Source organism: Arenibacter catalasegens (assembly GCF_002909235.1).
Taxonomy (GTDB): Bacteria; Bacteroidota; Bacteroidia; order Flavobacteriales; family Flavobacteriaceae; genus Arenibacter; species Arenibacter catalasegens.
Genome location: NZ_PHQQ01000001.1, coordinates 65,606 through 88,238 on the forward strand (window position 1 = coordinate 65,606; position 22,633 = coordinate 88,238).

The 22,633-nt window shown below is 37.7% G+C and carries 20 protein-coding genes; 8 read left to right on the top strand and 12 right to left on the bottom strand.

What is annotated here, in order from left to right; all coding sequences use genetic code 11:
* Window positions 1-242 precede the first annotated feature (242 nt).
* Window positions 243-2,132, top strand: coding sequence for a family 16 glycoside hydrolase (locus tag CWD90_RS00280; protein ID WP_103473929.1), 1,890 nt, complete (start codon window positions 243-245; stop codon window positions 2,130-2,132).
* A 5-nt stretch (window positions 2,133-2,137) separates the two neighbouring features.
* Window positions 2,138-4,084, top strand: a complete 1,947-nt coding sequence (locus CWD90_RS00285) for an auracyanin family protein (protein WP_205161181.1) — start codon at window positions 2,138-2,140, stop codon at window positions 4,082-4,084.
* A gap of 85 nt (window positions 4,085-4,169) precedes the next feature.
* Here CWD90_RS00285 and CWD90_RS00290 read toward each other — a convergent pair whose 3' ends face one another.
* Complete coding sequence (locus CWD90_RS00290; RefSeq protein WP_103473930.1) at window positions 4,170-5,027, bottom strand: EboA domain-containing protein; 858 nt, start codon at window positions 5,025-5,027, stop codon at window positions 4,170-4,172.
* A 178-nt stretch (window positions 5,028-5,205) separates the two neighbouring features.
* Between CWD90_RS00290 and miaE the strand changes: the two genes are divergently transcribed.
* On the top strand, window positions 5,206-5,787 hold the full coding sequence (gene miaE / locus CWD90_RS00295) for a tRNA-(ms[2]io[6]A)-hydroxylase (RefSeq protein WP_103473931.1): 582 nt from the start codon (window positions 5,206-5,208) through the stop codon (window positions 5,785-5,787).
* A gap of 53 nt (window positions 5,788-5,840) precedes the next feature.
* On the opposite strand, the gene CWD90_RS00300 is transcribed toward miaE, so the two are convergent.
* From CWD90_RS00300 to rpsA, 9 genes are all read right to left on the bottom strand, one after another.
* Complete coding sequence (locus CWD90_RS00300) at window positions 5,841-6,728, bottom strand: Ppx/GppA phosphatase family protein (protein WP_103473932.1); 888 nt, start codon at window positions 6,726-6,728, stop codon at window positions 5,841-5,843.
* A gap of 13 nt (window positions 6,729-6,741) precedes the next feature.
* Window positions 6,742-8,820 (bottom strand): polyphosphate kinase 1, encoded by a 2,079-nt coding sequence (ppk1, locus tag CWD90_RS00305; RefSeq protein WP_103473933.1) that lies wholly within the window; start codon window positions 8,818-8,820, stop codon window positions 6,742-6,744.
* Window positions 8,817-9,305 carry a SixA phosphatase family protein gene (locus CWD90_RS00310; protein ID WP_103473934.1) on the bottom strand — a complete coding sequence of 163 codons (489 nt, stop codon included), beginning with the start codon at window positions 9,303-9,305 and terminating at the stop codon, window positions 8,817-8,819. Before CWD90_RS00310 ends, ppk1 begins: the two co-directional genes overlap by 4 nt.
* A gap of 159 nt (window positions 9,306-9,464) precedes the next feature.
* A complete protein-coding gene (pdxH, locus tag CWD90_RS00315; protein ID WP_103473935.1) occupies window positions 9,465-10,112 on the bottom strand; it encodes a pyridoxamine 5'-phosphate oxidase in 648 nt (215 codons plus the stop codon).
* Window positions 10,113-10,361: 249 nt separating this feature from the next.
* Window positions 10,362-11,267, bottom strand: a complete 906-nt coding sequence (locus tag CWD90_RS00320) for a ribonuclease Z (protein ID WP_103473936.1) — start codon at window positions 11,265-11,267, stop codon at window positions 10,362-10,364.
* A 132-nt stretch (window positions 11,268-11,399) separates the two neighbouring features.
* Window positions 11,400-11,732, bottom strand: coding sequence for a ribonuclease Z (locus CWD90_RS00325; protein WP_103473937.1), 333 nt, complete (start codon window positions 11,730-11,732; stop codon window positions 11,400-11,402).
* A gap of 7 nt (window positions 11,733-11,739) precedes the next feature.
* The gene (locus CWD90_RS00330) at window positions 11,740-12,666 is read right to left on the bottom strand and encodes an aspartate carbamoyltransferase catalytic subunit (protein WP_103473938.1); all 927 of its coding nucleotides are present in this window, start codon (window positions 12,664-12,666) and stop codon (window positions 11,740-11,742) included.
* A gap of 2 nt (window positions 12,667-12,668) precedes the next feature.
* Window positions 12,669-13,208 (bottom strand): bifunctional pyr operon transcriptional regulator/uracil phosphoribosyltransferase PyrR, encoded by a 540-nt coding sequence (pyrR, locus tag CWD90_RS00335; RefSeq protein WP_103473939.1) that lies wholly within the window; start codon window positions 13,206-13,208, stop codon window positions 12,669-12,671.
* A gap of 284 nt (window positions 13,209-13,492) precedes the next feature.
* Window positions 13,493-15,334 carry a 30S ribosomal protein S1 gene (gene rpsA, locus CWD90_RS00340; RefSeq protein WP_103473940.1) on the bottom strand — a complete coding sequence of 614 codons (1,842 nt, stop codon included), beginning with the start codon at window positions 15,332-15,334 and terminating at the stop codon, window positions 13,493-13,495.
* A gap of 264 nt (window positions 15,335-15,598) precedes the next feature.
* Here rpsA and CWD90_RS00345 point away from each other — a divergent pair, with 264 nt between their 5' ends.
* Window positions 15,599-15,976 carry a LysM peptidoglycan-binding domain-containing protein gene (locus tag CWD90_RS00345; RefSeq protein WP_103473941.1) on the top strand — a complete coding sequence of 126 codons (378 nt, stop codon included), beginning with the start codon at window positions 15,599-15,601 and terminating at the stop codon, window positions 15,974-15,976.
* Window positions 15,977-16,082: 106 nt separating this feature from the next.
* Here CWD90_RS00345 and cmk read toward each other — a convergent pair whose 3' ends face one another.
* Complete coding sequence (gene cmk / locus CWD90_RS00350) at window positions 16,083-16,772, bottom strand: (d)CMP kinase (protein ID WP_103473942.1); 690 nt, start codon at window positions 16,770-16,772, stop codon at window positions 16,083-16,085.
* A gap of 212 nt (window positions 16,773-16,984) precedes the next feature.
* On the bottom strand, window positions 16,985-19,402 hold the full coding sequence (gene lon / locus CWD90_RS00355) for an endopeptidase La (protein ID WP_239986423.1): 2,418 nt from the start codon (window positions 19,400-19,402) through the stop codon (window positions 16,985-16,987).
* Between the two features lie 250 nt (window positions 19,403-19,652).
* Here lon and CWD90_RS00360 point away from each other — a divergent pair, with 250 nt between their 5' ends.
* The 4 genes from CWD90_RS00360 (at window position 19,653) to CWD90_RS00375 (ending at window position 22,573) form a co-directional block, all read left to right on the top strand.
* A complete protein-coding gene (locus CWD90_RS00360; protein ID WP_103473944.1) occupies window positions 19,653-20,216 on the top strand; it encodes an RNA polymerase sigma factor in 564 nt (187 codons plus the stop codon).
* Window positions 20,206-20,766 carry a hypothetical protein gene (locus tag CWD90_RS00365; protein ID WP_103473945.1) on the top strand — a complete coding sequence of 187 codons (561 nt, stop codon included), beginning with the start codon at window positions 20,206-20,208 and terminating at the stop codon, window positions 20,764-20,766. Before CWD90_RS00360 ends, CWD90_RS00365 begins: the two co-directional genes overlap by 11 nt.
* Window positions 20,747-21,838, top strand: a complete 1,092-nt coding sequence (locus CWD90_RS00370) for a DUF4097 family beta strand repeat-containing protein (RefSeq protein ID WP_103473946.1) — start codon at window positions 20,747-20,749, stop codon at window positions 21,836-21,838. The genes CWD90_RS00365 and CWD90_RS00370 overlap by 20 nt, the downstream gene beginning before the upstream one ends.
* Before the next feature lie 99 nt (window positions 21,839-21,937).
* A complete protein-coding gene (locus CWD90_RS00375) occupies window positions 21,938-22,573 on the top strand; it encodes a head GIN domain-containing protein (protein WP_103474221.1) in 636 nt (211 codons plus the stop codon).
* Window positions 22,574-22,633: the final 60 nt, after the last annotated feature.

A 22,633-nucleotide genomic window follows, 5' to 3' on the forward strand; every position in this document is an offset into this window, starting at 1 on the left:
CAAAAAATACCAGCTCGCCTACACAATTAGTTTTGTCCAGTCTGTTTCCTTTAAAACCACAATAAATCCCAAATATTAGTAGGCCTAATCTGTACCACTCTTAAACCTGCAAGCCAATCGAGCTCTGCACCCCGATAAAAAAACATAAATCGTCACTAAATGTTAAATTCCGTCCGACTTTATTGTTAAACTCCGATTAATGATACCTTTAGATCCTATTTTTAAAAACCAAGAATATCACAATGAAAATCAAACTATCGATCCTCTTGCTATTATCCGGATTTAGCATGTTGTCCCAGGAACAATTATCGCTGGAAAACCTAAACGATTTTAAGAGTACCTCAAGTAATTGGAAAATAGTAGGTGATGTTGTTGCCGACCGTAACATTACCGTTCACACGCATCAAGACCCAGAACCAGTTAATTTGTCCAATAAGGAAAAACGAAGGCAAAAAAAGTCAAAAGAGACCATACACCCCATTCACATTAAGCAGGGAACGGGTGTTTTGTTCAACGATTATTCCTTTACCCAAAAAGATCATATTTTATCACAGTGGCAACACGGCGATATAAAATTAGAAATGGAGGTCTTAATACCAAATGGCTCAAATTCGGGAATATATTTACAAGGCAGGTATGAATTGCAAATAAAGGATAGCTGGGGTGTATTAAACCCTACATCCTATGATTTTGGTGGTATCCATAGAAATTGGGAAGAAGAGCCTTCGAAGAAATTTCTAGGAATTACTCCGTTGAGCAATCCTGCCAAGGCTCCGGGATTATGGCAAAAAATAGAAATTCACTTCGAGGCACCAAAATTTAACGAATCTGGAGAAAAAGTTGCCAATGCAAAGTTTGTTTCAGTAACATTGAATGGCGTTTTAATCCATAACAATGTAGAAGCACCATTACCAACTGGAGGTCCTATTTCTACAGAAGAAACTGCAATGGGTCCACTTATGATTCAAGGAGATCATGGTCCTATGGCGTTTAGAAATATAAAGTATCAACTGTTAAGGGAATCGGAGGTTACCATAACCGATTTAAGTTATATCACCTATAAAGGCGATATTAAAGCCTTGGAAGAATTGGAAGGTGCAGAGGCATCCGAAAAGAAATCAGGAGAGCTAATAGACATTAACGTTGTACAGGAAGAAGATCGGTACGGCATTACCTATACAGGAAAAATTAATATTCCTGAAGCGGATGATTACCTATTTTCCGTAGGATATACCGGAGGTATAATTTTCACTATTGATGGTAAAACCATTGCCACAAATAATTCCTCTGACTCCCAAGAAGATTTGGAAAAAACGGTTTCATTAAAGGCTGGTGCACATGTATTCACATTGACCAATATAAAAAACGCAGGTTGGAGAGCTCCTAGGCTAGGCCTTTCAATTGCTACGGTCAGCACCAACCCAAAGAACTTCCATGTTTATGACTCCTACCCACCTAATATAACCTCTGTTTCCCCAATTTTAGTAAATGCAGAGGCTACACCGCGTATGTTAAGAGGTTTTGTAAGCTTCGAGGGAAAAGGAGAGCGGCTTTCCCATACTATTGGTTTAGGGACCCCTGAGGGCATTAATTTCATCTATGATATGGGGGCCGAAAATCTTGTGGGCATGTGGCGTGGCGCTTTTGTAGATGCCACCCCAATGTGGCACAGTCGAGGCGACGGATCTTTTAAACCTAACGGATCCGTACAATGGACTTTCTTAAATCAGCCGTTGGCAGAACTTGCGGACTTACAAAGTGCATTTCCAAAAACAGGAACTGCTCCAGATTTTAAACCTGGGGGATATACCATGAACCCCGCCAACGGACTACCAATCTTTAAGTATACCTACAAAGGTGTTGAAGTAGAGAACAGCATTTATCCAAACGACAAAAACACCCATTTGATCAATGAGGTGAGCTTTTCTAAAACGGGAGAACTCAATTGGTATTATAAAATTGCTTCCGGCAAGGCCAATAAATTAGCCGATGGGTCTTTTGATATGAACGATCACCAATTCTACATAAACGTACTTTCCGGACAAGAACCCATTATTAGAGAGGTAAATGATGAAGCGGAAATAATCGTTCCTGTGGATGGTAGTACAATTAAATATGAAATAATTTGGTAAGTGATATGAGAACCATTACAAAAAATACAATTAAAGCCGTGAAATTATTCGGCTTCATAGCATTGATGCTTTCAACGACCATCATATTGGGGCAAAATGCTTCCAATGAGGATGATTATTATAGGTTAACCACGATACCAACACCAGAAGGAATCCAAATGGAGGGCGGAGGTGTTCTATCCCTACCCAATGGCAATCTTGCCGTCTGCACCAGAAGGGGAGATGTATGGATTATTGAAAATCCTTCCATGGCCAATGGGGTATCACCAACTTTTAAAAAATTCGCTTCAGGTTTACACGAGCCTTTGGGACTAGCTTATCACGACCAAGCTCTTTATACCGCACAAAGAGGCGAACTAACCAAACTAATCGATACGAACGGGGATGACATTGCCGATGAATATAAGACTATTTATGCCTGGCCTGTTTCCACACACTATCATGAATATTCCTTTGGACCTGTATTGGCCCCAGACAATACCTTTTTCGTGACCGCCAATGTTGCCTTTGGCGACGAAGAATGGTGGAGAGGAGAAAGCAGGGTGCCATGGAGGGCCTGGACTATGAAGATTACCGAGGACGGGAAAATGGAGCCATGGGCTACCGGGATGCGATCCCCAGCTGGCTATGGCTTGGTGGACGATGAATTATTCTATACGGAGAACCAAGGGGATTGGGTAGGCTCAGGCGCCATTTGGCATCTATCCAAAGGTACATTTGCAGGTCATCCTGCAGGCCTAAGGTGGTCCGGTCATAAGGATTCGCCGATAAAACTTACGGAGGAAGAATTTTACAGCAAGGTAGACAAAAGACAAGTCAAGGTAAATGGACGGTATGTGAAACCTGAAAATATCATGGATGAAGAGAATCCCGATTTTGCATATGAATTAAAGGAATCTTTCCCTGAACTAAAATTACCTGCGGTAGTCTTACCACATGGCATTTTGGGCATATCCAATTCCGAAATAAAGGTCGATAAAACCCAAGGTAAATTTGGACCATTTGATGGCCAATTACTTGTTGGAGACATGGGACAGAGTAAGATTATGAGGGTGGTTCTCGAAAAAATAAAAGGCGAATACCAAGGTGTAGCTTTCGACTTTAGAACGGGTTTTCAATCGGGAGTTATGCGAATGGATTTTGATAGTGAGGGAAGACTTTTTGTTGGTGAAACCAATAGAGGATGGGGTTCTGCAGGTACCACCAATTCTGGTCTGGAATACCTTACTTGGACAGGGCGCACACCCTTTGAAATGAAAACGGTAACGGCCAAGCCAGATGGATTTGAAATTGAATTTACAATGCCCGTGGAAAAAGCTTCTGCGGAAGACCTAGATTCCTATTTTGGCAAGAGTTACATTTACAAATATCACGCAGCCTACGGCAGTCCACAAACCAACATTGAAGAGATTAAAATCAAAGGGGTCAAAGTAAGTGACGACGGTATGAGTGTCCGTGTAGTTATTGATAATCTTCGTCAATATTATGTACATGAAATTATGTTACCAGGTGTAAAGTCCAAAGCGTCCGGTAATACTATTTTACACCCAACACTGTATTACACCTTGAACAATATACCCGAGGGAGCTAAATTACCAACAGCTGGGCTCTCCACCAAGCGCTCCAGCCTATTAAAAAAAGCAGTTAGCGCTAAAAGATCTGTACCTAAAAAATTGACAGTGACAAATAAGGTATTGACGGACACTGAAGTACAGCCATTGTTAATGACCAATACTTGCGTGGCATGCCACCATAAGGACAAAAGGGTTATAGGACCTTCCTTTACCGAAATTTCAAAACGAAATTATGACAATGAGAAAATTGTAGAATTAATTTACAATCCACAACCTAAAAATTGGCCAGAATACGCTACACCCATGGCTCCAATGCCCCATGTACCAAAGGATGAGGCACTTAAAATAGCTGGGTGGATCAACTCATTAAAAAAATAACCAACGAACTAGTCCAACAATAAAAAAGGCGGTTATAAAGTGTTCTTTGCACTTTATAACCGCCTTTTTTATTTATTACATATGTTTATTCTTTGATATTCTCCCAAGTAATATTACCATTTTCAATTCCTTTTGCAAGGTCAGGGAATTCTGCCAACAAAGCCTTAGCTCTGCTAGAATTGGAATAATAACAACACAGGCTGGCAGCTTTTCTCTCGACCAAATTATCACTCAAAAATAATCGCTTCATATCCTTTAGCAATTTTTCTTCTATAAAATTACTCACAGGTCTCCAAAAGCTAGGATCAATTTCCCTAGATGCTGCCCAACGTTCATGTGCATAGTCAGAAATAATTCTTGTAAGTTCCTTATTCGCTCTTTTATCCACTTGTACAATGTCATTGAGGTTTTGTTGCATAAACGCCGCCTTAAGGTACATTTGATTCCACTGCTGTTCATTAAAATAAAGAGCCGGATAGGGATTGTTTAGCGCTATGGCATCAAAAACAGTAGCGATATTGGTTCTAAGTGCTTCCACGGCCTGAACTTTATAATTTTCTGGATTTGGTAGCAACACTAAAAATTTCAAAAAGGTTTCCATTTCCCTCTTATCGGCCACTTCAATAATATTGGCCACTTTTGCCTTAAAAAATTCTTCCTTGCCTTCCAATACCTTATAAAGCAAAAATATTCTACCAATCTGTTGAATATCGGCATTTTGAACCTCCAGATAAGCTCTTAATTCATTATTATCTATTGAAAGTGAAAGATTACTTTCCAACTTAATTTTAGTTGGAACTAGGCTATAGGTCAAATATAGATCCTTAGTTGATTCAGTTTCCACAATGCTTTCTATTTTGGACAATAGCCATTGTTTATTTTCCTTATCCACATTATCCTCTAAAATTTTAAAGAGCTGTGAACCAATATTTTTAAATAACATATAACAAGATACTTTTTTATGTGTTAAACCAAAAGTTCTAATAAGACCAGAGATAAGCAATTTAGGGAATAAATAGATTTCACTTTACTTACCTAGGGGGTTTAAATATAAAACTATATCATCATAAATTACCGCGGTTTATGGTATTCTTTCTATTTTTGAAACAGAAAATCGCATTATGTTAGGTTTAAAATTACCCACTGACCCAAGATGGGTCAATATTGTCGAGAAAAATATAGATGAAATACTTATAGATCACGCCTATTGCGAACAAAAGGCGGCGAGTACAGCTATTTCCTTAATTGTTAGTTTTCCTGAATATACTGAGCTTACCCAAGAAATGATAGCGCTGTCCCGGGAGGAAATGGGACATTTTAAAATGGTCCACGATCGTATCTTGGCGCGTGGAAAAACATTGGGAAGGGATAGAAAAGACGAGTATGTGGTGGCGTTGCTAAAATTCTTTCCAAAAGGAGGTAGCAGAACCACGCAACTGGTACATCGCTTATTATATGCAGCCTTAATTGAAGCTCGCAGCTGTGAACGCTTCAGGCTACTCTCAGAGGAATTAAAAGATAAAGAGTTGGCTGATTTTTATCATAAATTAATGGTCAGTGAAGCTGGCCATTACACCATGTTCCTGAATTTTGCACGGCAGTATGGAGATCGCAAAGAAGTGGACAAGAAATGGGATGAGCTGCTGTCTTATGAGGCATCCATCATGAAAGACCTGGGCAAAAATGAATCGGTTCATGGCTAATTGGCGCGGCAAGTAAAAGCGGTTTACATGCCCAATATTAATTCTATATTTCCTTACTCTTTGGTGTAGTACAGCGTTTTTATAATTCCATCGGACAACCCTATTTTGGGTACATGAATTTTTTTTGCTCCGATCCACTTGGCAGAAGAAACAAAAATTTTCGTTGCAGGAATTATTACATCGGCCCTGTCGGGGTTAAGTCCCAATTCTGACACCCTTTCCTCAAAAGTTAGGCTGGCCAGAAAATGATATTGTGCCCTCAGCCAAATATAAGAAAGGGACTCCCCTATCTTTCTACCCGACATTTTATGTAATTTATTAATGTTGCCCCCAGAACCAATAATGGATAAATTGGGCAGCCCTTTAACATGTTTCTTCAACCAAAGCTCCAGTTCATCCCACATTTCGTCATTTACCATTCCATTTAGGAGTCTAACGGTTCCAATTTTGAAGGACTTGGAAATTTTTATTTTCCCTTCAGAAAAGACGGTGAACTCGGTGCTACCTCCTCCTACATCAATATAGAGATAAGTCTCGTCTTTTCTTATCAAATTCTTAAGATCTGTAGAGGCGATAATTGAAGCCTCCTTTTCCCCATCGATAAGTTGAATACTTACCCCTGAAGCCTCCAAAATAGTATCAATAACAAGCTGACCATTATCCGCCTCTCTCATAGCCGAGGTAGCACATGCCATATATTTTTCTACTCCTTGCACTTCCATTAAAAGCTGGAATGCCTTCATGGCACTTAACAAGCGTTCTTGATTGCGTTTAGAAATAGCACCATTTTTAAAGACATCCTCCCCTAATCTGATAGGCAACCTAACCAAGGCACTTTTTCTAAATAAGGTATCTTTCCCCTCTTCTTCAATTACGTTATGGGTAAGTAAACGAACAGCGTTGGAACCGATATCTATTGCAGCATATTTCCGTACTTTCAAATTAGATTTTTATTTAAGAGTTCAATTTATTCAGGTAATAATCATAGGTTGCGAATTGCGATCGCACTTTTGGGTTATCGTTTATTCTATAGGCATTGTCATGCTTTTCAGAAAACACTCTAGCTTTTACGTTATCCCTCCAAGAGATATCAAAAGTATCCAGGAGTTCCTGTTTAATTTCTTCATCATAAATTGGAACTCCAACCTCTACCCGATAATCCAAATTCCTCGTCATCCAATCCGCAGAAGATATATATACTTTGGAATTACCATTATTTCCAAAAACAAAAATTCTTGGGTGCTCCAAAAACTTATCCACTATACTAATGGCCTCTATATTTTCACTCATTCCTTTAACACCAGGCACTAAACAACAAATACCTCTGATAATAAGTTGAATTTTCACTCCTGCCCTACTAGCTTCATACAGTTTGTCCACCATTTTATAGGAAGTAAAGCTGTTCATTTTTATTTTAATATACGCCTCTTTCCCGGCCTTGGCATTGTGAATTTCCTTATCGATCAATTTCTTGAACACATTTTTAGTGTAATGTGGAGAAACAATGAGATGTTTATATTTGTTAATCTTATAGGTTGTTTCAAAGAAATCGAAAACCTTGTTCAATTCCTTTAATATCCCGTCGTGGGCCGTGAATAGGGTATAATCTGTATAGATACGCGCTGTGGATTCATTAAAATTCCCGGTACTAACAAACCCATAACGTTTAGTCTGTGAGCCTTCTTCCCGCTCCACCAAACATATTTTACTATGCACTTTTAGACCACGCACGCCAAAAATTAGCTTAACCCCTTCTGCCTGTAACTGTTCCGCATATTCTATATTGGCCTGTTCATCAAACCTAGCCTGTAACTCTATCTGTACCGTTACATGTTTTCCATTTTTCACGGCATTGATCAAGGATGCTGCTACTTGAGAATTATCTGCTAGTCTGTAAACTGTAATCTTGATATTTCTAACCTTGGGGTCCAATGCGGCCTCCCTTAAAAATTTAATGATATAGGAAAAGGTTTGGTATGGAGTGTATTGCAAGATGTCCTTTTCTGAAATCTTTTCAAAAAGACTGCCTTCCATCGAAATTCCCTTTACCTGCAGGGGAGTAATTTTCTCATACATTAAATCGTTACGCCCCAAACTTGGAAAGCCCATATAGTCACGTCTATTGTGGTATCTTCCACCAGGAATTACACTATCCGTGTCTTCAATGTCCATTTTTTCTTTTAAAAAATCTAGCGTATCCTTTCCTATGCTTTTGTCGTAAACAAATCGGACCGGATCACTAATTTTGCGATGTTCTACACTCGAGGATATTTTCTCTATAAAACTTTTACTTAGATCGTTATCAATGTCCAACTCGGCATCACGTGTAATTTTGATCATATGTGCCGATATGGACTCGTAATCGAACATATTAAAAATACTCCCCAAGCAATATCGGATAAGATCATCCAAGATCATTATATAATTTTTATCTCCCTCTTTCGGAAGCACCACAAAACGATCTATACCTTTAGGGATTTCGATAAGCGCATAGCGCTTCTCCTTGGTGGTCGATTTATTTTCCGGTTGTTGCTTTAAAATTAATTTTACCGCCAGATAGGCCGCTGTATCCTTTAACAATGGAAAGCTTGCTAAATCGTTCAAAATGATGGTCATTAACACCGGACTTACCTTTTCGATGAAATAATTCTTAATAAACAAACATTGGGTCTCGGTTATTTTTGATTCATTAATCAAAAAAATATTCTGGGTTTCCAATTCCTTTTCAATATCACTGAGTATTTTTAAGCTATTGGTTTGCTGTTCAATAACAATCTCGGTAATTTCTTCTAACAGATCCTTGGCACTTTCTCCGCCCAAAACACTTTTTCCAGACCTACCCGCTTCTACTATTCTTTTGACAGTAGCATACCTAACCTTAAAAAATTCATCCAAATTATTGGAAAATATTCCTAAAAATCGAAGTCGCTCTATTAAAGGAACATTCTTATCAGCACTTTCTTGTAAGACCCTTTCATTAAAACTTAACCAACTAATTTCTCTGTTTATATACTGATTTTTACTCTTAATCATTCTTTTAATTGTTTAGGGAATAAGGTCCGCGCTGTAATACCTTTCGCCACGGCACTCCAATCATTAATGTCAAATTTTAACTGTACCAATCCACTAGTAGGAACGTTGTCAATATACATGTTTCCTAAAGAATTGGCAATATGTGTAAAGGCTTCATTGTGCCCAAAAATAATTACTGTATTCTTATCATTGTTTAACCTCTTGATGAACTGATAAACATCCTCCCCTGAAAAATCATATAGTTCATTGGACAATTCAAAATTGGCAAACGAAAAGTTCAAAGTTCTTAGGAAAATCATAGCCGTATGCATTGCCCTATTGGCGGGACTGGAATAGGCGGCATCAATATGCATCAAATCTGTCTGAAATGCATTTGCCACTTTATTCACATCTTTGATACCTCTTTCCATTAAGGGCCTGTCCCTATCCGAAACATTATATTCCCAAGACGATTTACCGTGCCTTACCAATATTACTGTTTTCATACGTTTAAATCTTTTTAATTTATTGAAAAGAAAATCAAATTGAGATTATAGGTAACCTCTACGCGCTCACATTAAAAATTTATTAATGCTGGTATCATTTATTTACATTTATTTGTCAGCACTTTTCCGCTGCTATACCAATCCAATGTATTGAAGGCATTAGGGTGCCAACCTTTCCAATTTCCAATCGAAATTATCCTGTAAGCTATACCGTATTCTATCATGTAACCTATTGGGCCTTCCCTGCCAGAACTCCATAGATATAGGCTTCACTATAAATCCACCCCAATACTTTGGCCGTTCTATCTCCTTATTTTCATATTCCTTCTCCAAATCCTTTAATTTATTCTCCAAAAACTCTCGACTTGGTATTACCTGACTCTGATTAGATACTATGGCACCCAGTTTACTGCCGTCCGGCCTAGATTCAAAGTAGCCATCGGATAAATTTTCAGCAATTTTTTCGGCCTTTCCCTTTATAATGATCTGTCTTTCCATATTGGGCCAAAAAAATGAAATACAAATATTAGGATTATCTGCTATGGCCCTCCCTTTTTCACTTTCATAATTGGTATAAAAGATAAAACCTTCATAAGTGTACTTTTTTAATAGGACTACCCTACTCTTTGGAAATCCGTCCAAACCTATAGTGGAAACCGTCATAGCATTGGGTTCATCTACCCCTTCCGATGCCTCTACCTCATAAAACCATTTCTGAAATAATTCCATAGGGTTATCTGAAATAACTTCTTCGGTAAGAGCGCTTTTTTCATAGGATTTTCTATAATTTCCTAGGTCTTTTTGCATGGGTAAACTTGGATATTTAAATCGTAATTAGTTACTACACAAAATTGCACAAAACAAACTGAAACACGAAAAGTAAGCCGAGTTTTTTTAGGGTCATTCACTCTAGGAATGGCAAATAAAACATTGCTTATTCAAAGACCTATAATTAGTCGCCCAAAACTGACAAGTGAACAACAATGAAGTTAAGGCCTTTCTTGCAAAACGCACTACCCATCCAATCATGATTATTACTGTTAGCCCTATTTATACTTATAGATCAAACTCCTTGCCGTCGTCGGCAAGTTCCACATTCGCAAATATGGTTTTGGCTTCTTCCTTAAAAAGGTCCAATGATTTATATCTAGTAGAAAAATGACCTAATATCAACAGCCCCACATTAGCTTCCTTTGCTATGGTAGCCGCCTCCTTGGCGGTGGCATGTTTTGTTTTCGGAGCTAATTTTCTTTCGGTCTCCAGAAAGGTGGCTTCATGATACAACACATCCACATTCCTGATCCAAGGAACAATTTTCTCTGAGAAAGCGGTATCGCTACAAAAAGCATAACTCTTGGGAGCAGGTGGGTCAAAAGTTAATAAGGCATTGGATATTATCTTATTGCTCTCCAAAATAATATCCTTTCCGTTCTTGATATTCTGAAAATAGCACTTATCTATTTTGTATTTGGCAACAGCCCTAACATTCAATTTACGTTCCGCCAACTTTTCTTTAAACAAGAACCCATTGGTGTATATCCTATGTTCCAAAGGAATTGTAGTAATGATAACTTTCCCATCTTCATAAATCATTTCTGGTTCTGTAGATGATAACTCGTGGAAAATAAGTGGATAATTCGTCCATGAATCCCCCAATTTCAGAAATAAGGTAATAGCCTCCTTTATTCCTTTGGGTCCGTAAACATGTAATTCATTTTTTCTTCCCAACAATCTAAATGTTGAAATCAACCCAGGCAACCCAAAAAAATGATCTCCATGCAAATGGGATATTAGAATATGATTGATTCGTGAAAATTTAATCTTACTCTTTCGCAATTGCACCTGTGTCCCTTCACCACAATCTATTAAAAACAAATGGTTCTTTATTTCCAGTACTTGGGATGTGGGATTGTTCAAAGATCTTGGCGTTGCGGCATAACAACCCAATATAGTTAGTTTCATAAAAATAAAATATTGAAAACGGAAAACGGAAAACGGAAAATCATACCCTAGCCATTTAGTTTAGAGGATTTTACAATTGACGCCAACAATTTTATAATCTGAGTTAATTCTTCCTTATTCAATTTTAAATCCCTAAAGATCCAAATCCCTTTCGATCTCTTCCATCTCTATAATATCTTTCGCCTCTTGAATTGTGGGCACAACACAAATAGTATCAGGGACCTCATCATAGGATACTTTTTCGGTAACCAAAACGAAGGATTTTTTGATTTTTCGATGTGCATCCGAAAGCTCCAAAAATTCCAAAACATCATTGGAAGTAAGTTTTGCAAAGGAAAAGAGATTAATAATAATATGATCGTTCTTAATTTTAGGATAGATGTCCCCTAAATTGGAAAGAAACTTGTTTAAAGAAATATTCTCCTGGAGAACTGTAGTCACATTTCCTTCTTTATCCAAAATCATAAGCCTTTTATTTAATTTTTGATGCCAATAAATAGATTACAGCCATACGTATGGCCACCCCATTTTCCACCTGATTTAATATAATGGATTGTTTTGAATCCGCTACATCACTGGTTATCTCCACACCTCGATTAATGGGCCCCGGGTGCATAATCACTATTTCTTTATCCAAACTATTCAATAATGCCTTGTTAACCCCAAACTGTTGGGTATACTCCCTTGTGGTAGGAAAATAACTAATATCCAATCGCTCATTCTGAATGCGCAGCATATTAGCAACATCGCACCAGTTTAAAGCCTTACGCAAATTGGTTTCAACAGAAACACCCAAAGATTCTATGTGTTTGGGCAGTAAAGTTTTAGGCCCACAAACCTTTACATTTGCTCCCTGCAATCGAAGTGCGAAAATATTGGACAGGGCCACTCGAGAATGAAGGATATCGCCCACAATGACTACATTTTTTCCAGCTACGTCACCTAATTTTTCCCTTATGGAATATGAATCCAATAAGGCCTGTGTCGGATGCTCATGAGCACCATCACCTGCATTGACTATAGAAGCTTTAACATTCTTGGAAAGGAAAATACCAGCTCCTGGATTAGGATGGCGCATCACCACCATATCTACCTTCATAGATAGAATATTATTTACCGTATCTATCAAGGTTTCCCCCTTCTTCACGGATGACTGTGCAGCAGAAAAATTGATAACGTCTGCAGACAACCTTTTTTCAGCCAATTCAAAGGAAAGCCGGGTACGGGTACTATTTTCAAAAAATACATTCGCTATGGTGATATCACGAAGTGAAGGCACTTTTTTAATTGATCGGTTGATTACCTCTTTAAAATGATCTGCAGTTTCAAAAATGAGCTGAATATCCGATTCTTTCAGATACTTTATCCCTAACAAGTGTTTTACACTTAATTCGCCCATGCCTATGTCTTTACTAAATATATTACATCCTCGCCGTCATTTTCCTCCCACATTACCTTCACTTTTTCTCCATTTATAGCATCAACTTGCCGTCCTCTATAATTGGGCTGTATGGGCAAGTGTCTACTAAAACGACGGTCGATTAAAGCTAGCAACTCAATCTCTAAAGGTCTTCCAAAAGATTGTATAGCCGTTAATGCCGCCCTTATACTTCTTCCCGTATACAGTACGTCATCTACAAATACCACTTTTCTATCCTCCACAAGAAAGTCGATTTTAGTCTTATTGGCTTCCAAGGTCTTTTCCCCTCTTCTAAAGTCATCACGATAAAATGTAATGTCCAAAAAACCTAAATCGATATTTTTAACTCCGTAATCTTCTTTAAGGATCTTGGCCAAGCGTGATGCCAAAAATATGCCTCTAGGCTGTATACCTATTAGGACTGTGTTTTTAAAATCTAGATGATTTTCTAATAATTGACAAGCCAAGCGATGCAGGATAATATTTATTTCTTTGGAAGAAAGTAATACTTTTTGACTCATAGATGATTTGGCCAATGCTTTTGAATTACAAAAATAGGGATTTCTATTTAATATTGGCGTTTTAAAGACAAAAGACAACGTAATAACCTAAGGACGAAATTTGCACTGTGCTACAATTCACTGAGGGCCTTTGAGTTGTATTTTATATTATTACCGAAAATCCTGATCTAAAATTAAATTATACCGGCAGTAAGGTAAAAGGCTAAATATATCATTATCGGATTTATTCCAAATAAAAAGCCCTGACAAATGCCAGGGCTTTCATAAATCAATAATCTAAAAGCTTACTTCTTTTTCTTATCGTTAGCTTCCATTTTATCTTTTAACGCTTGCAAAGCTTCGTTTGCGTCACCTAAAGTAGGTTTAGCTTCATCTGCAGATACTGCAGCCTTTTTAACGGCCGCTTTTACATTGCGTTGTTCTTCCTCTCTAAAGATAGCAGTATGACTGGCTACAACTCTTTTGAATTCTTTGTTGAATTCAATGATCTTAAACTCAGCCTCTTCACCTTTTACCAATTTCTTGCCATCTTCTTTTTCTAAATGACGAGAAGGTACAAAGGCAACGATATCTTCATTAAAATCGATAGTTGCTCCTTTATCCACTATTTCAGCTATACTTCCTTTGTGAACTGTATCCAAAGCAAATTCAGTTTCGTACTTGTCCCAAGGATTATCAGTAGTTTGTTTGTGTCCTAAACTTAATTTACGACCATCAACATCCAATTCCAATACCTCAACTTCCAAAGTGTCACCTACAGTAACAAACTCGGATGGATGTTTAATTTTCTTGGTCCAAGAAAGATCGGAGATATAGATCAATCCGTCTATTCCTTCTTCCAATTCAACAAACACACCAAAATTAGTGAAGTTACGTACAATACCTTTGTGCTTAGATCCAACAGGATATTTAGTAGTGATATCAGTCCATGGGTCTGGAGTTAATTGCTTAATTCCAAGAGACATTTTACGGTCTTCCCTATCCAAAGTCAATACTACAGCTTCAACCTGATCACCAACTTTTACGAAATCCTGAGCGGAACGTAAATGTGTAGACCAAGACATTTCAGAAACGTGAATCAATCCTTCAACACCTTCTGCAACTTCGATAAATGCACCGTAGTCTGCAATAACAACTACCTTACCTTTAACTTTGTCTCCAATTTTAATGTCTTCGCTAAGAGCATCCCAAGGATGTTTCTCCAATTGCTTAAGACCTAATTGGATTCTAGACTTGTTCTCATCAAAGTCAAGAATTACAACATTCAATTTCTGATCTAATTCCACCACTTCATTTGGATGGTTGATTCTGCTCCAAGATAGATCGGTAATATGCACCAATCCGTCTACACCACCAAGATCAATAAAGACACCATAAGAAGTAATGTTTTTAACAACACCTTCCAATACTTGTCCTTTTTCCAATTGACCAATGATCTCTTTTTTCTGCTCTTCAATATCAGCCTCGATCAACGCTTTATGAGAAACTACTACGTTTTTAAATTCGTGGTTTATCTTAACCACTTTAAATTCCATAGTCTTGTTTACATATTGGTCGTAATCACGGATAGGCTTAACATCGATCTGAGAACCTGGCAAGAATGCCTCAATTCCAAAAACATCGACAATCATACCTCCTTTAGTTCTGCACTTAACAAAACCACTAACAATCTCTTCTTTGTCATGGGCAGCATTTACGCGATCCCAAGCCATGATAGTTCTTGCCTTTCTGTGTGAGAGTACCAATTGTCCACTTTTATCCTCACGGATATCGATCAACACCTCTACCTTATCACCAACTTTTAGGTCAGGATTGTAACGGAATTCGTTAAGTGAAATAACACCTTCAGATTTGGCATTTATATCAATAATTGCCTCACGCTCCGTTAGGTATACTACTGTTCCCTCTACTACTTCCGCATCGGCAGTATCTACAAAGTTTTCAGCCACTAATTCTTCAAATTCCTTTAATTTGGAGTCATCAACGCGCTCAATTCCTTGTTCGTACTTGTCCCAATCAAAACTAGCCAAAAATTCTTTTGGATCCTGTACAGGGGCCTCTACTTTTGTTTCTTGTGTAGTTGCGGCAGTTTCATCTACCTCAACTGTTGTTTTTTCTTCAGCCATTTGCTGATTATAATTTTGTATTCCATGGAGTTACAAGAGTTAACAATTACCACAGAAGAAGTTATATTGATTTTCTTTTCGTTCCTTTTTTCTCTTGATACTTTGCTAAAAAAAGGAGTGCAAAAATACAACTAAAAAATGGCATTACAAACCTAAAAATGAGATGAGTGTCAATTACTTAACTATTTTGCGCAATTTGATGCAAAACATACCAAGAATCCTTATATTCGATTATTAAATATTAACCGTTAAATAAATACGATTATGAGTGTTAAAGCAAAGTATCAAGCTGTATTAAACCTTGGAGAAGAACTAAAAATAAAAGATGGGGATATAACCGAGGAGGCAGGTATTCTAAAAATAAAAGGTCAGGCTGCAACCCAGTATGAGAAAAACCTTTTGTGGGATAAAATCAAAGAATTAGGTGGAGAAAATCCTTCTGATATCAAAGCAAATATTAGCGTTGCCGACGAAAGTGTTTACCACAGGCACACTGTAAAAGGCGGAGAGTCTCTTAGCAAGATTGCAAAAAAATACTATGGTGATCCTATGAAGTACAAGAAAATTTTCGAAGCCAACACCAATATCCTAAAAAATCCGGATGTTATTCATCCAGATCAAGTGTTGGTCATCCCTAATTAAATTAGAGGCTGAATTATTTCATTTTGGGCGGAGTCCGGAAATAGGCCGAATCGGCAATTACTTTCCTTACTGCGCCCAAATTGATTTTCACAGGATTTAAGAAACATTATTCCTCAATTTTACGGAGCGCAAAATTATAAATACGTTCCAATTGTTCCTTTAAACCCATATCACTATTATCAAATTCAATGGCATCATCCGCTTTTCTCAAAGGTGAAAATTCACGATGTGAATCTATATAATCCCGGGTTTGAACATTCTTAAGCACCTCCTCATAAGTTACCTTCTCCCCTTTATCCAAAAGCTCCTTATATCTTCTAAAGGCTCTGGTTTCAGGCGATGCGGTCATAAAAATTTTGAATTCAGCATCTGGAAAAACTACTGTACCAATATCCCTACCATCCATCACAACACCTTTACTCTTACCCATATCTTGCTGCATAGCTACCAACTTCAATCGCACTTTCTCTATGGTAGCAATCTTACTCACTTGCTGCGAAACAGGCAGAGTCCTGATTTCTTTCTCTACATTTTCCGCATTCAAATACATTTCCGAAAATCCAAGGGATTTATTATAGACAAACCTAAGGTCTATATTGGAAAGTGAATTTACCAACCCTTCCAAATCATCAGTTTTACCCCCGACAAAACCTTCCCGCATAGCAAATAGTGTTACCGCCCTATACATGGCCCCGGTATCCACATAAACATAATCCAGTGCTTTCGCTAACTGCTTTGCTATAGTGCTCTTTCCTGTAGATGAAAATCCATCGATTGCAATAGTAATCTTTCCCATGGGTCTAAAAATAATAAGAATTGCCCAATTCCATAGTATGGATAATTCCAAGGTTCACAATATAACATCAAGGAGACAGCACAAGTAGACTGTTAAGAATAGCTTATCACCCTTTCTTACAGGAATTCCCCGCTTATATGATGCTTTAAAAACAAAAGTACCTACCATTTACACAATAGGTACTTTTATCCTATTTAAATTTTAAAAATTCCTTATAGTTGCTTCGGATTTTTTACAGAATCATCTGTGATAGCAATATCTATTACCTCCTGCATATCTGTCACATAATGAAAAGTAAGCCCTTTTAAATAGTCTTTCTTTATTTCCAATATATCCTTCCTATTATCCTCACAAAGTATTATCTCCTTAATTCTTGCACGCTTGGCAGCCAATATCTTTTCCTTTATACCTCCCACTGGCAGCACTTTGCCTCGTAAGGTAATTTCCCCCGTCATAGCCAAACTCTTTTTGATCTTTTTCTGGGTAAACAGCGACACCAGAGAGGTAAGCATAGTAATTCCCGCACTTGGCCCATCTTTTGGGGTCGCTCCTTCAGGAACGTGAATATGCACATTGTACTTATCGAAAATCTCAGGATCCAAACCATACCTGTCCGAATTGGATTTAATATATTCCATGGCTATAGTGGCTGATTCTTTCATCACCGTTCCCAGATTACCAGTAATATTTAAAGTCCCTTTCCCCTTGGACAAAATGGACTCAATAAAAAGAATATCACCACCAACACTGGTCCAAGCCAAACCTGTAACCACACCTGCAACATCATTATTCTCATATTTGTCTCTTTCCATACGCGCCGGGCCCAAAATCCTTTCAATATCCTCAGAGGAAATCTTAAGGTTATACTCCTCCTCCATTGCTATGGATTTGGCAGCATAACGAACCATCTTGGCAATTTGTTTTTCCAATGACCTAACTCCAGATTCCCTGGTATAGCCTTCAACAATTTTTTCCAATTGAGGCTTGCCAATTTTTAAATGGTTCGTTGTTAAACCATGTTCTTTTAATTGCTTGGGCAATAAATGCTTTCTAGCAATTTCTACCTTTTCCTCTATGGTATATCCCGTCACGTGAATTATTTCCATTCTATCCCGAAGGGCAGGCTGAATTTCACCTAAACTATTGGCCGTTGCAATAAACATAACCTTGGACAGATCATAACCCATTTCCAAGAAATTGTCATGGAACTCATTGTTCTGTTCCGGATCCAAAACCTCCAACATAGCCGAGGAAGGATCGCCCTGATGGCTATTGGACAGTTTATCAATTTCATCCAAAATAAAAACAGGGTTGGATTTACCCGCCTTTTTTAAACTTTGAACAATACGGCCGGGCATGGCCCCTATATATGTTTTACGATGGCCACGTATCTCTGCCTCATCCCTAAGTCCTCCAAGTGATATCCTCACATACTCCCTACCCAAAGCTTCGGCAACAGATTTACCTAAAGAAGTTTTACCAACGCCAGGAGGTCCGTACAAACATAGAATAGGCGATTTCATATCGTTACGAAGTTTTAAGACTGCCAAATATTCAATAATTCGCCTCTTTACATCTTCCAAACCGTAATGATCCCTATCTAATATTTTTTGAGCTCTTTTTAAATCGAATTTATCCTTGGAGTATTCGTTCCAAGGCAACTCAATAAACAAATCCAAATAATTACGTTGAATAGAATACTCGGCAACCTGTGGGTTCATTCTTTGCAATTTTGCCAATTCCTTGTCAAAATGTTCCCCCACTTCCTTGCTCCACTTTTTCTTTTTGGCCTTTGCACGCATCTCATCCACTTCTTCATCATACGAAATACCGCCCAATTCCTCTTGGATTGTCTTCATTTGTTGATGAAGATAGTATTCCCTTTGCTGCTGATCCATATCGGTTCTTACCTTGGACTGAATGTCATTTTTCAGTTCCAACTTCTGAAGCTCTATGTTCATATATTTAAGGGTGGCCAATGCCCGATCTTGCAGACTTCCTATTTCTAAAAGCTCTTGCTTATCCTTTACACTTAAATTGAGATTGGAAGAAACAAAATTGATTAAAAACGAATCGCTCTGAATATTCTTTATCGCAAAGGAAGCCTCACTGGGGATATTGGGGTTATCCCTAATAATCTGCAGGGAAAGTTCTTTAATAGAATCTATAATCGCCCTAAATTCCTTGTTATCACTTTCAGGTCTTACTTCCGTTGTCTCCCTTACCGTAGCAGTAATATATGGCTTTTCTGTAAGTACTTCGGCTACTTCAAAACGCTTCTTACCCTGAATGATTACCGTAGTATTTCCATCGGGCATCTGAAGCACCCTCAGGATTCTGGCTACCGTGCCTAAGGTATTGATATCCTTCACCCCTGGATTTTCAGTTTCCTCATCTTTTTGGGAAACTACACCAATTACCTTTGAACCGTTATTGGCATCCTTTATTAATTTAATAGATTTATCCCTACCGGCCGTAATGGGAATTACCACGCCAGGAAACAGTACAGTATTTCGCAACGGCAATATAGGTAAGGTTTCGGGTAACTTTTCATTGTTAATCTCCTCCTCATCCTCCGGGGTCATCAATGGTATTAATTCCGAATCCTCATCGATGCTATGTAATGACATAGTGTCAAATTGTATATTTTTTGTTTTAGCCATATTGTTATATCGGTCATTCTGTCATTAAATGACAGAAAAATAATTTACATTCAATCCTATATCCACCTTCATTCCTTTAAAAATAAGGAGGTTATGGATTCTGTTATTTGCTTTTAATTCTAATTGGGCAATTCTTATGCCAACAAGTCAAATCTTTTTATAAATAAACTGTAACATTCCCTAAATTACTTCATCTATTAAGCAAACCAATTCCTTTTTGAGCCTAGAAAAGAAACATATTGATGAACTATTACCATTGTGCCTAAGTAATAACCGTAACGCACAAATGGAAATTTACAATCGCTATTACAAGGGAATGTACAATGTTTCCTATAGAATCGTAAAGGATAGTGTTATTGCTGAGGATGTTATGCAGGAATCGCTTTTAAGCGCACTAACCAAACTGGACACCTTTAAAGGCGAAGTAACTTTTGGGGCCTGGCTAAAGCGAATAGTTGTAAACAATAGTATTCATCAATATAGAAAACGATTAAAACGCCAGGAAGTTGATCTTGGCAATGTACTGTACAAGGTCGAAGACAATGATGGATATGTCCCAGATAATGGTGTGATAGAACTAAAGGCTCAAAAAGTGATTGAAACCATGAAACTGCTAAAAGACAATTACAGAGTTTCTTTGACCTTACATTTAATTGAAGGCTATGATTATGAAGAAATAAGCGAAATAATGAATTTGAGCTATGCCAATTGCAGGACAATGATTTCTAGGGCCAAGGTAAGCCTACGACAAAAATTAAATACGATATACGATGGAAAATAACCATTTTGAAAACCTATTTAGGGAATTAAAAGACTCCTTCGACATTGTAGAGCCCAATGATGGACATCGTCAAAGATTTTTAGCAAAATTAGAGACCCCATCGGGGGTGATAACGAAAACAAAAAAAACTAGCATAAGATGGAAGGCCTTATCCATAGCAGCTGCCTTGCTTTTATTTTGCGCATTAGGATTTAATTTCTTTAAACCGGCCTTGAGCGTGCAGCAACAAGTTTCCAATATTTCACCAGAAATCACTAACACCGAATACTACTTCGCAAGTTTAATTGAGGAACAAATAAAAAAAATGCAAAGTGAAACTTCTCCTGTAACACAGAAATTGATTACAGATACCATGGGACAACTTAGAACTCTGGATACCGATTACAAGAAAATGGAACAGGATTTATTAAATGGCGGAAATAGCAAACTGATATTAAGCGCCATGATTACCAATTTTCAAACCAGAATAGATCTAATAAACGAGGTGTTAGAACAAATAGAAGAAATTAAAATTTTAAAAAACTACAAAAATGAAAATATTACAACTTAGATATATACTTGTCATTTTATTGATCACCCCTTTAATTTCAGTATCCAACAACGATATACCTAGAGGCAAGTATACCAAGGAAAAAACCATTAAAAAAGAGTATAACGTAAATTCGGACGCCATATTGAAAATCTCCAATAGCTATGGTAGTTTAAATATAAGCTCCTGGAACCAAGACAGGGTTACAATTGAAGTACATATTAAAACCACCGGGGACAATGAAGAAAAAGTGCAGCGTAAGTTAGACGGAATAGCGGTGGATTTTGAGGCCAACAGCAATATGGTTTCAGCCACAACAATCTTTAACAAGGACAAGAATAGTTGGGGTTGGAATTGGGGCAATTCCAACAACGTAAATATGCAAGTGAATTATACGGTTAAAGTCCCTATAAAAAACAGTGTTAACCTAAGCAACGATTACGGAAGCATAATTTTAGATAGAATTGACGGACATGCAAAAATTAATTGCGATTACGGCAGATTGGAAATTGGGGAATTGCGTGGACGAAGTAACCAATTATCCTTTGACTATACCTCCAAATCTACCATAGGCTATATAAACAGTGGCAAAATCAACGCCGACTATTCCGGATTTACCATTGAAAAAGCAGGAGACCTAGATATCGTTGCAGACTATACCAATGCAACGGTCCAAACAATGAAAAACCTGACCTATGTGTGCGATTATGGCAATTTGGAAATCGGGGAAGCCAAAAATGTTCAGGGCAATGGCGATTATATAAATGTAAAATTAGGGATAATCCACGGTAATGTGGATATAAAATCGAGCTATGGGTCTGTAAGAATTGATATGATGGCGCCCGATGCTAAAAACTTGCAAATCAGTACCGACTATACAGGTATTAAAATAGGATATTCCCCTGAATATCATTTCGATTTTGAAATCGAAACGGAATATGCAGGCGTAAGCGGAAAAGAAGATTTCGAAATAAACATAAGCCGGGAAAAATCGAACGCAAATTATTACAAAGGCTATCAAGGAAGTCAAAACAGTGGCAACCTCATGAGTATTAACAGTGAATACGGGGGAATAGCGTTTCACAAAAAATAGCACTAAGGTTATGAAAATAAAACAACTATCCTATTGGCCTTATTGGTCCTAGGCGCATTAAACGCTCAGAAAAACAAATCAATAAGCGGTAATGGCAATATGACTACTCTAGTAAGAACCACAGCGGACTACGAACATATTGCTATTTCTGGTTCCTTTGATATTGAATTGGTAGATGGCCATGAAGGTAAAATAACCCTTAAAGGGGATGAAAACATATTGGATCATATTATTACGGAAGTCAGCAACAACAAATTAGTAATCAAGGTGGAAAAAGGTTACAACCTCAATTCATCAATTTGGAAGAAAGGGGTATTTATTACCATTCCAGTGGAGAGTATTGCCAGTCTAACTTTATCTGGATCAGGAAATATTATAGGAAAAAAAACTATAAAATCAGATTATTTTGAAACTTCAATGTCTGGCTCTGGAGACGTTACATTAAGTCTGGATACCCAGTCTGTAAAGGCCAGTATGTCCGGATCTGGGGATATGGCCTTAAGCGGGAATACGTCAAATTTTGAAGTTAACATTTCTGGATCTGGAGACATTAACGCTTATGACCTTATTGCTGATAATGTAAATGTGGCAGTTTCCGGTTCGGCAAATGTTGAGGTTACCGCCAATCAAAGAATAGATGCAAAAGTATCTGGGTCCGGTAACATAGATTACAGAGGGAATCCCGAAAAAGTAAACAGTAAAGTTTCAGGGTCAGGGGATATTACCAAACATTAATGAACCATCGCATTCTCTAAAATTCAGACCATTGTAGGCGTGGTTATCTACTCAAAAACC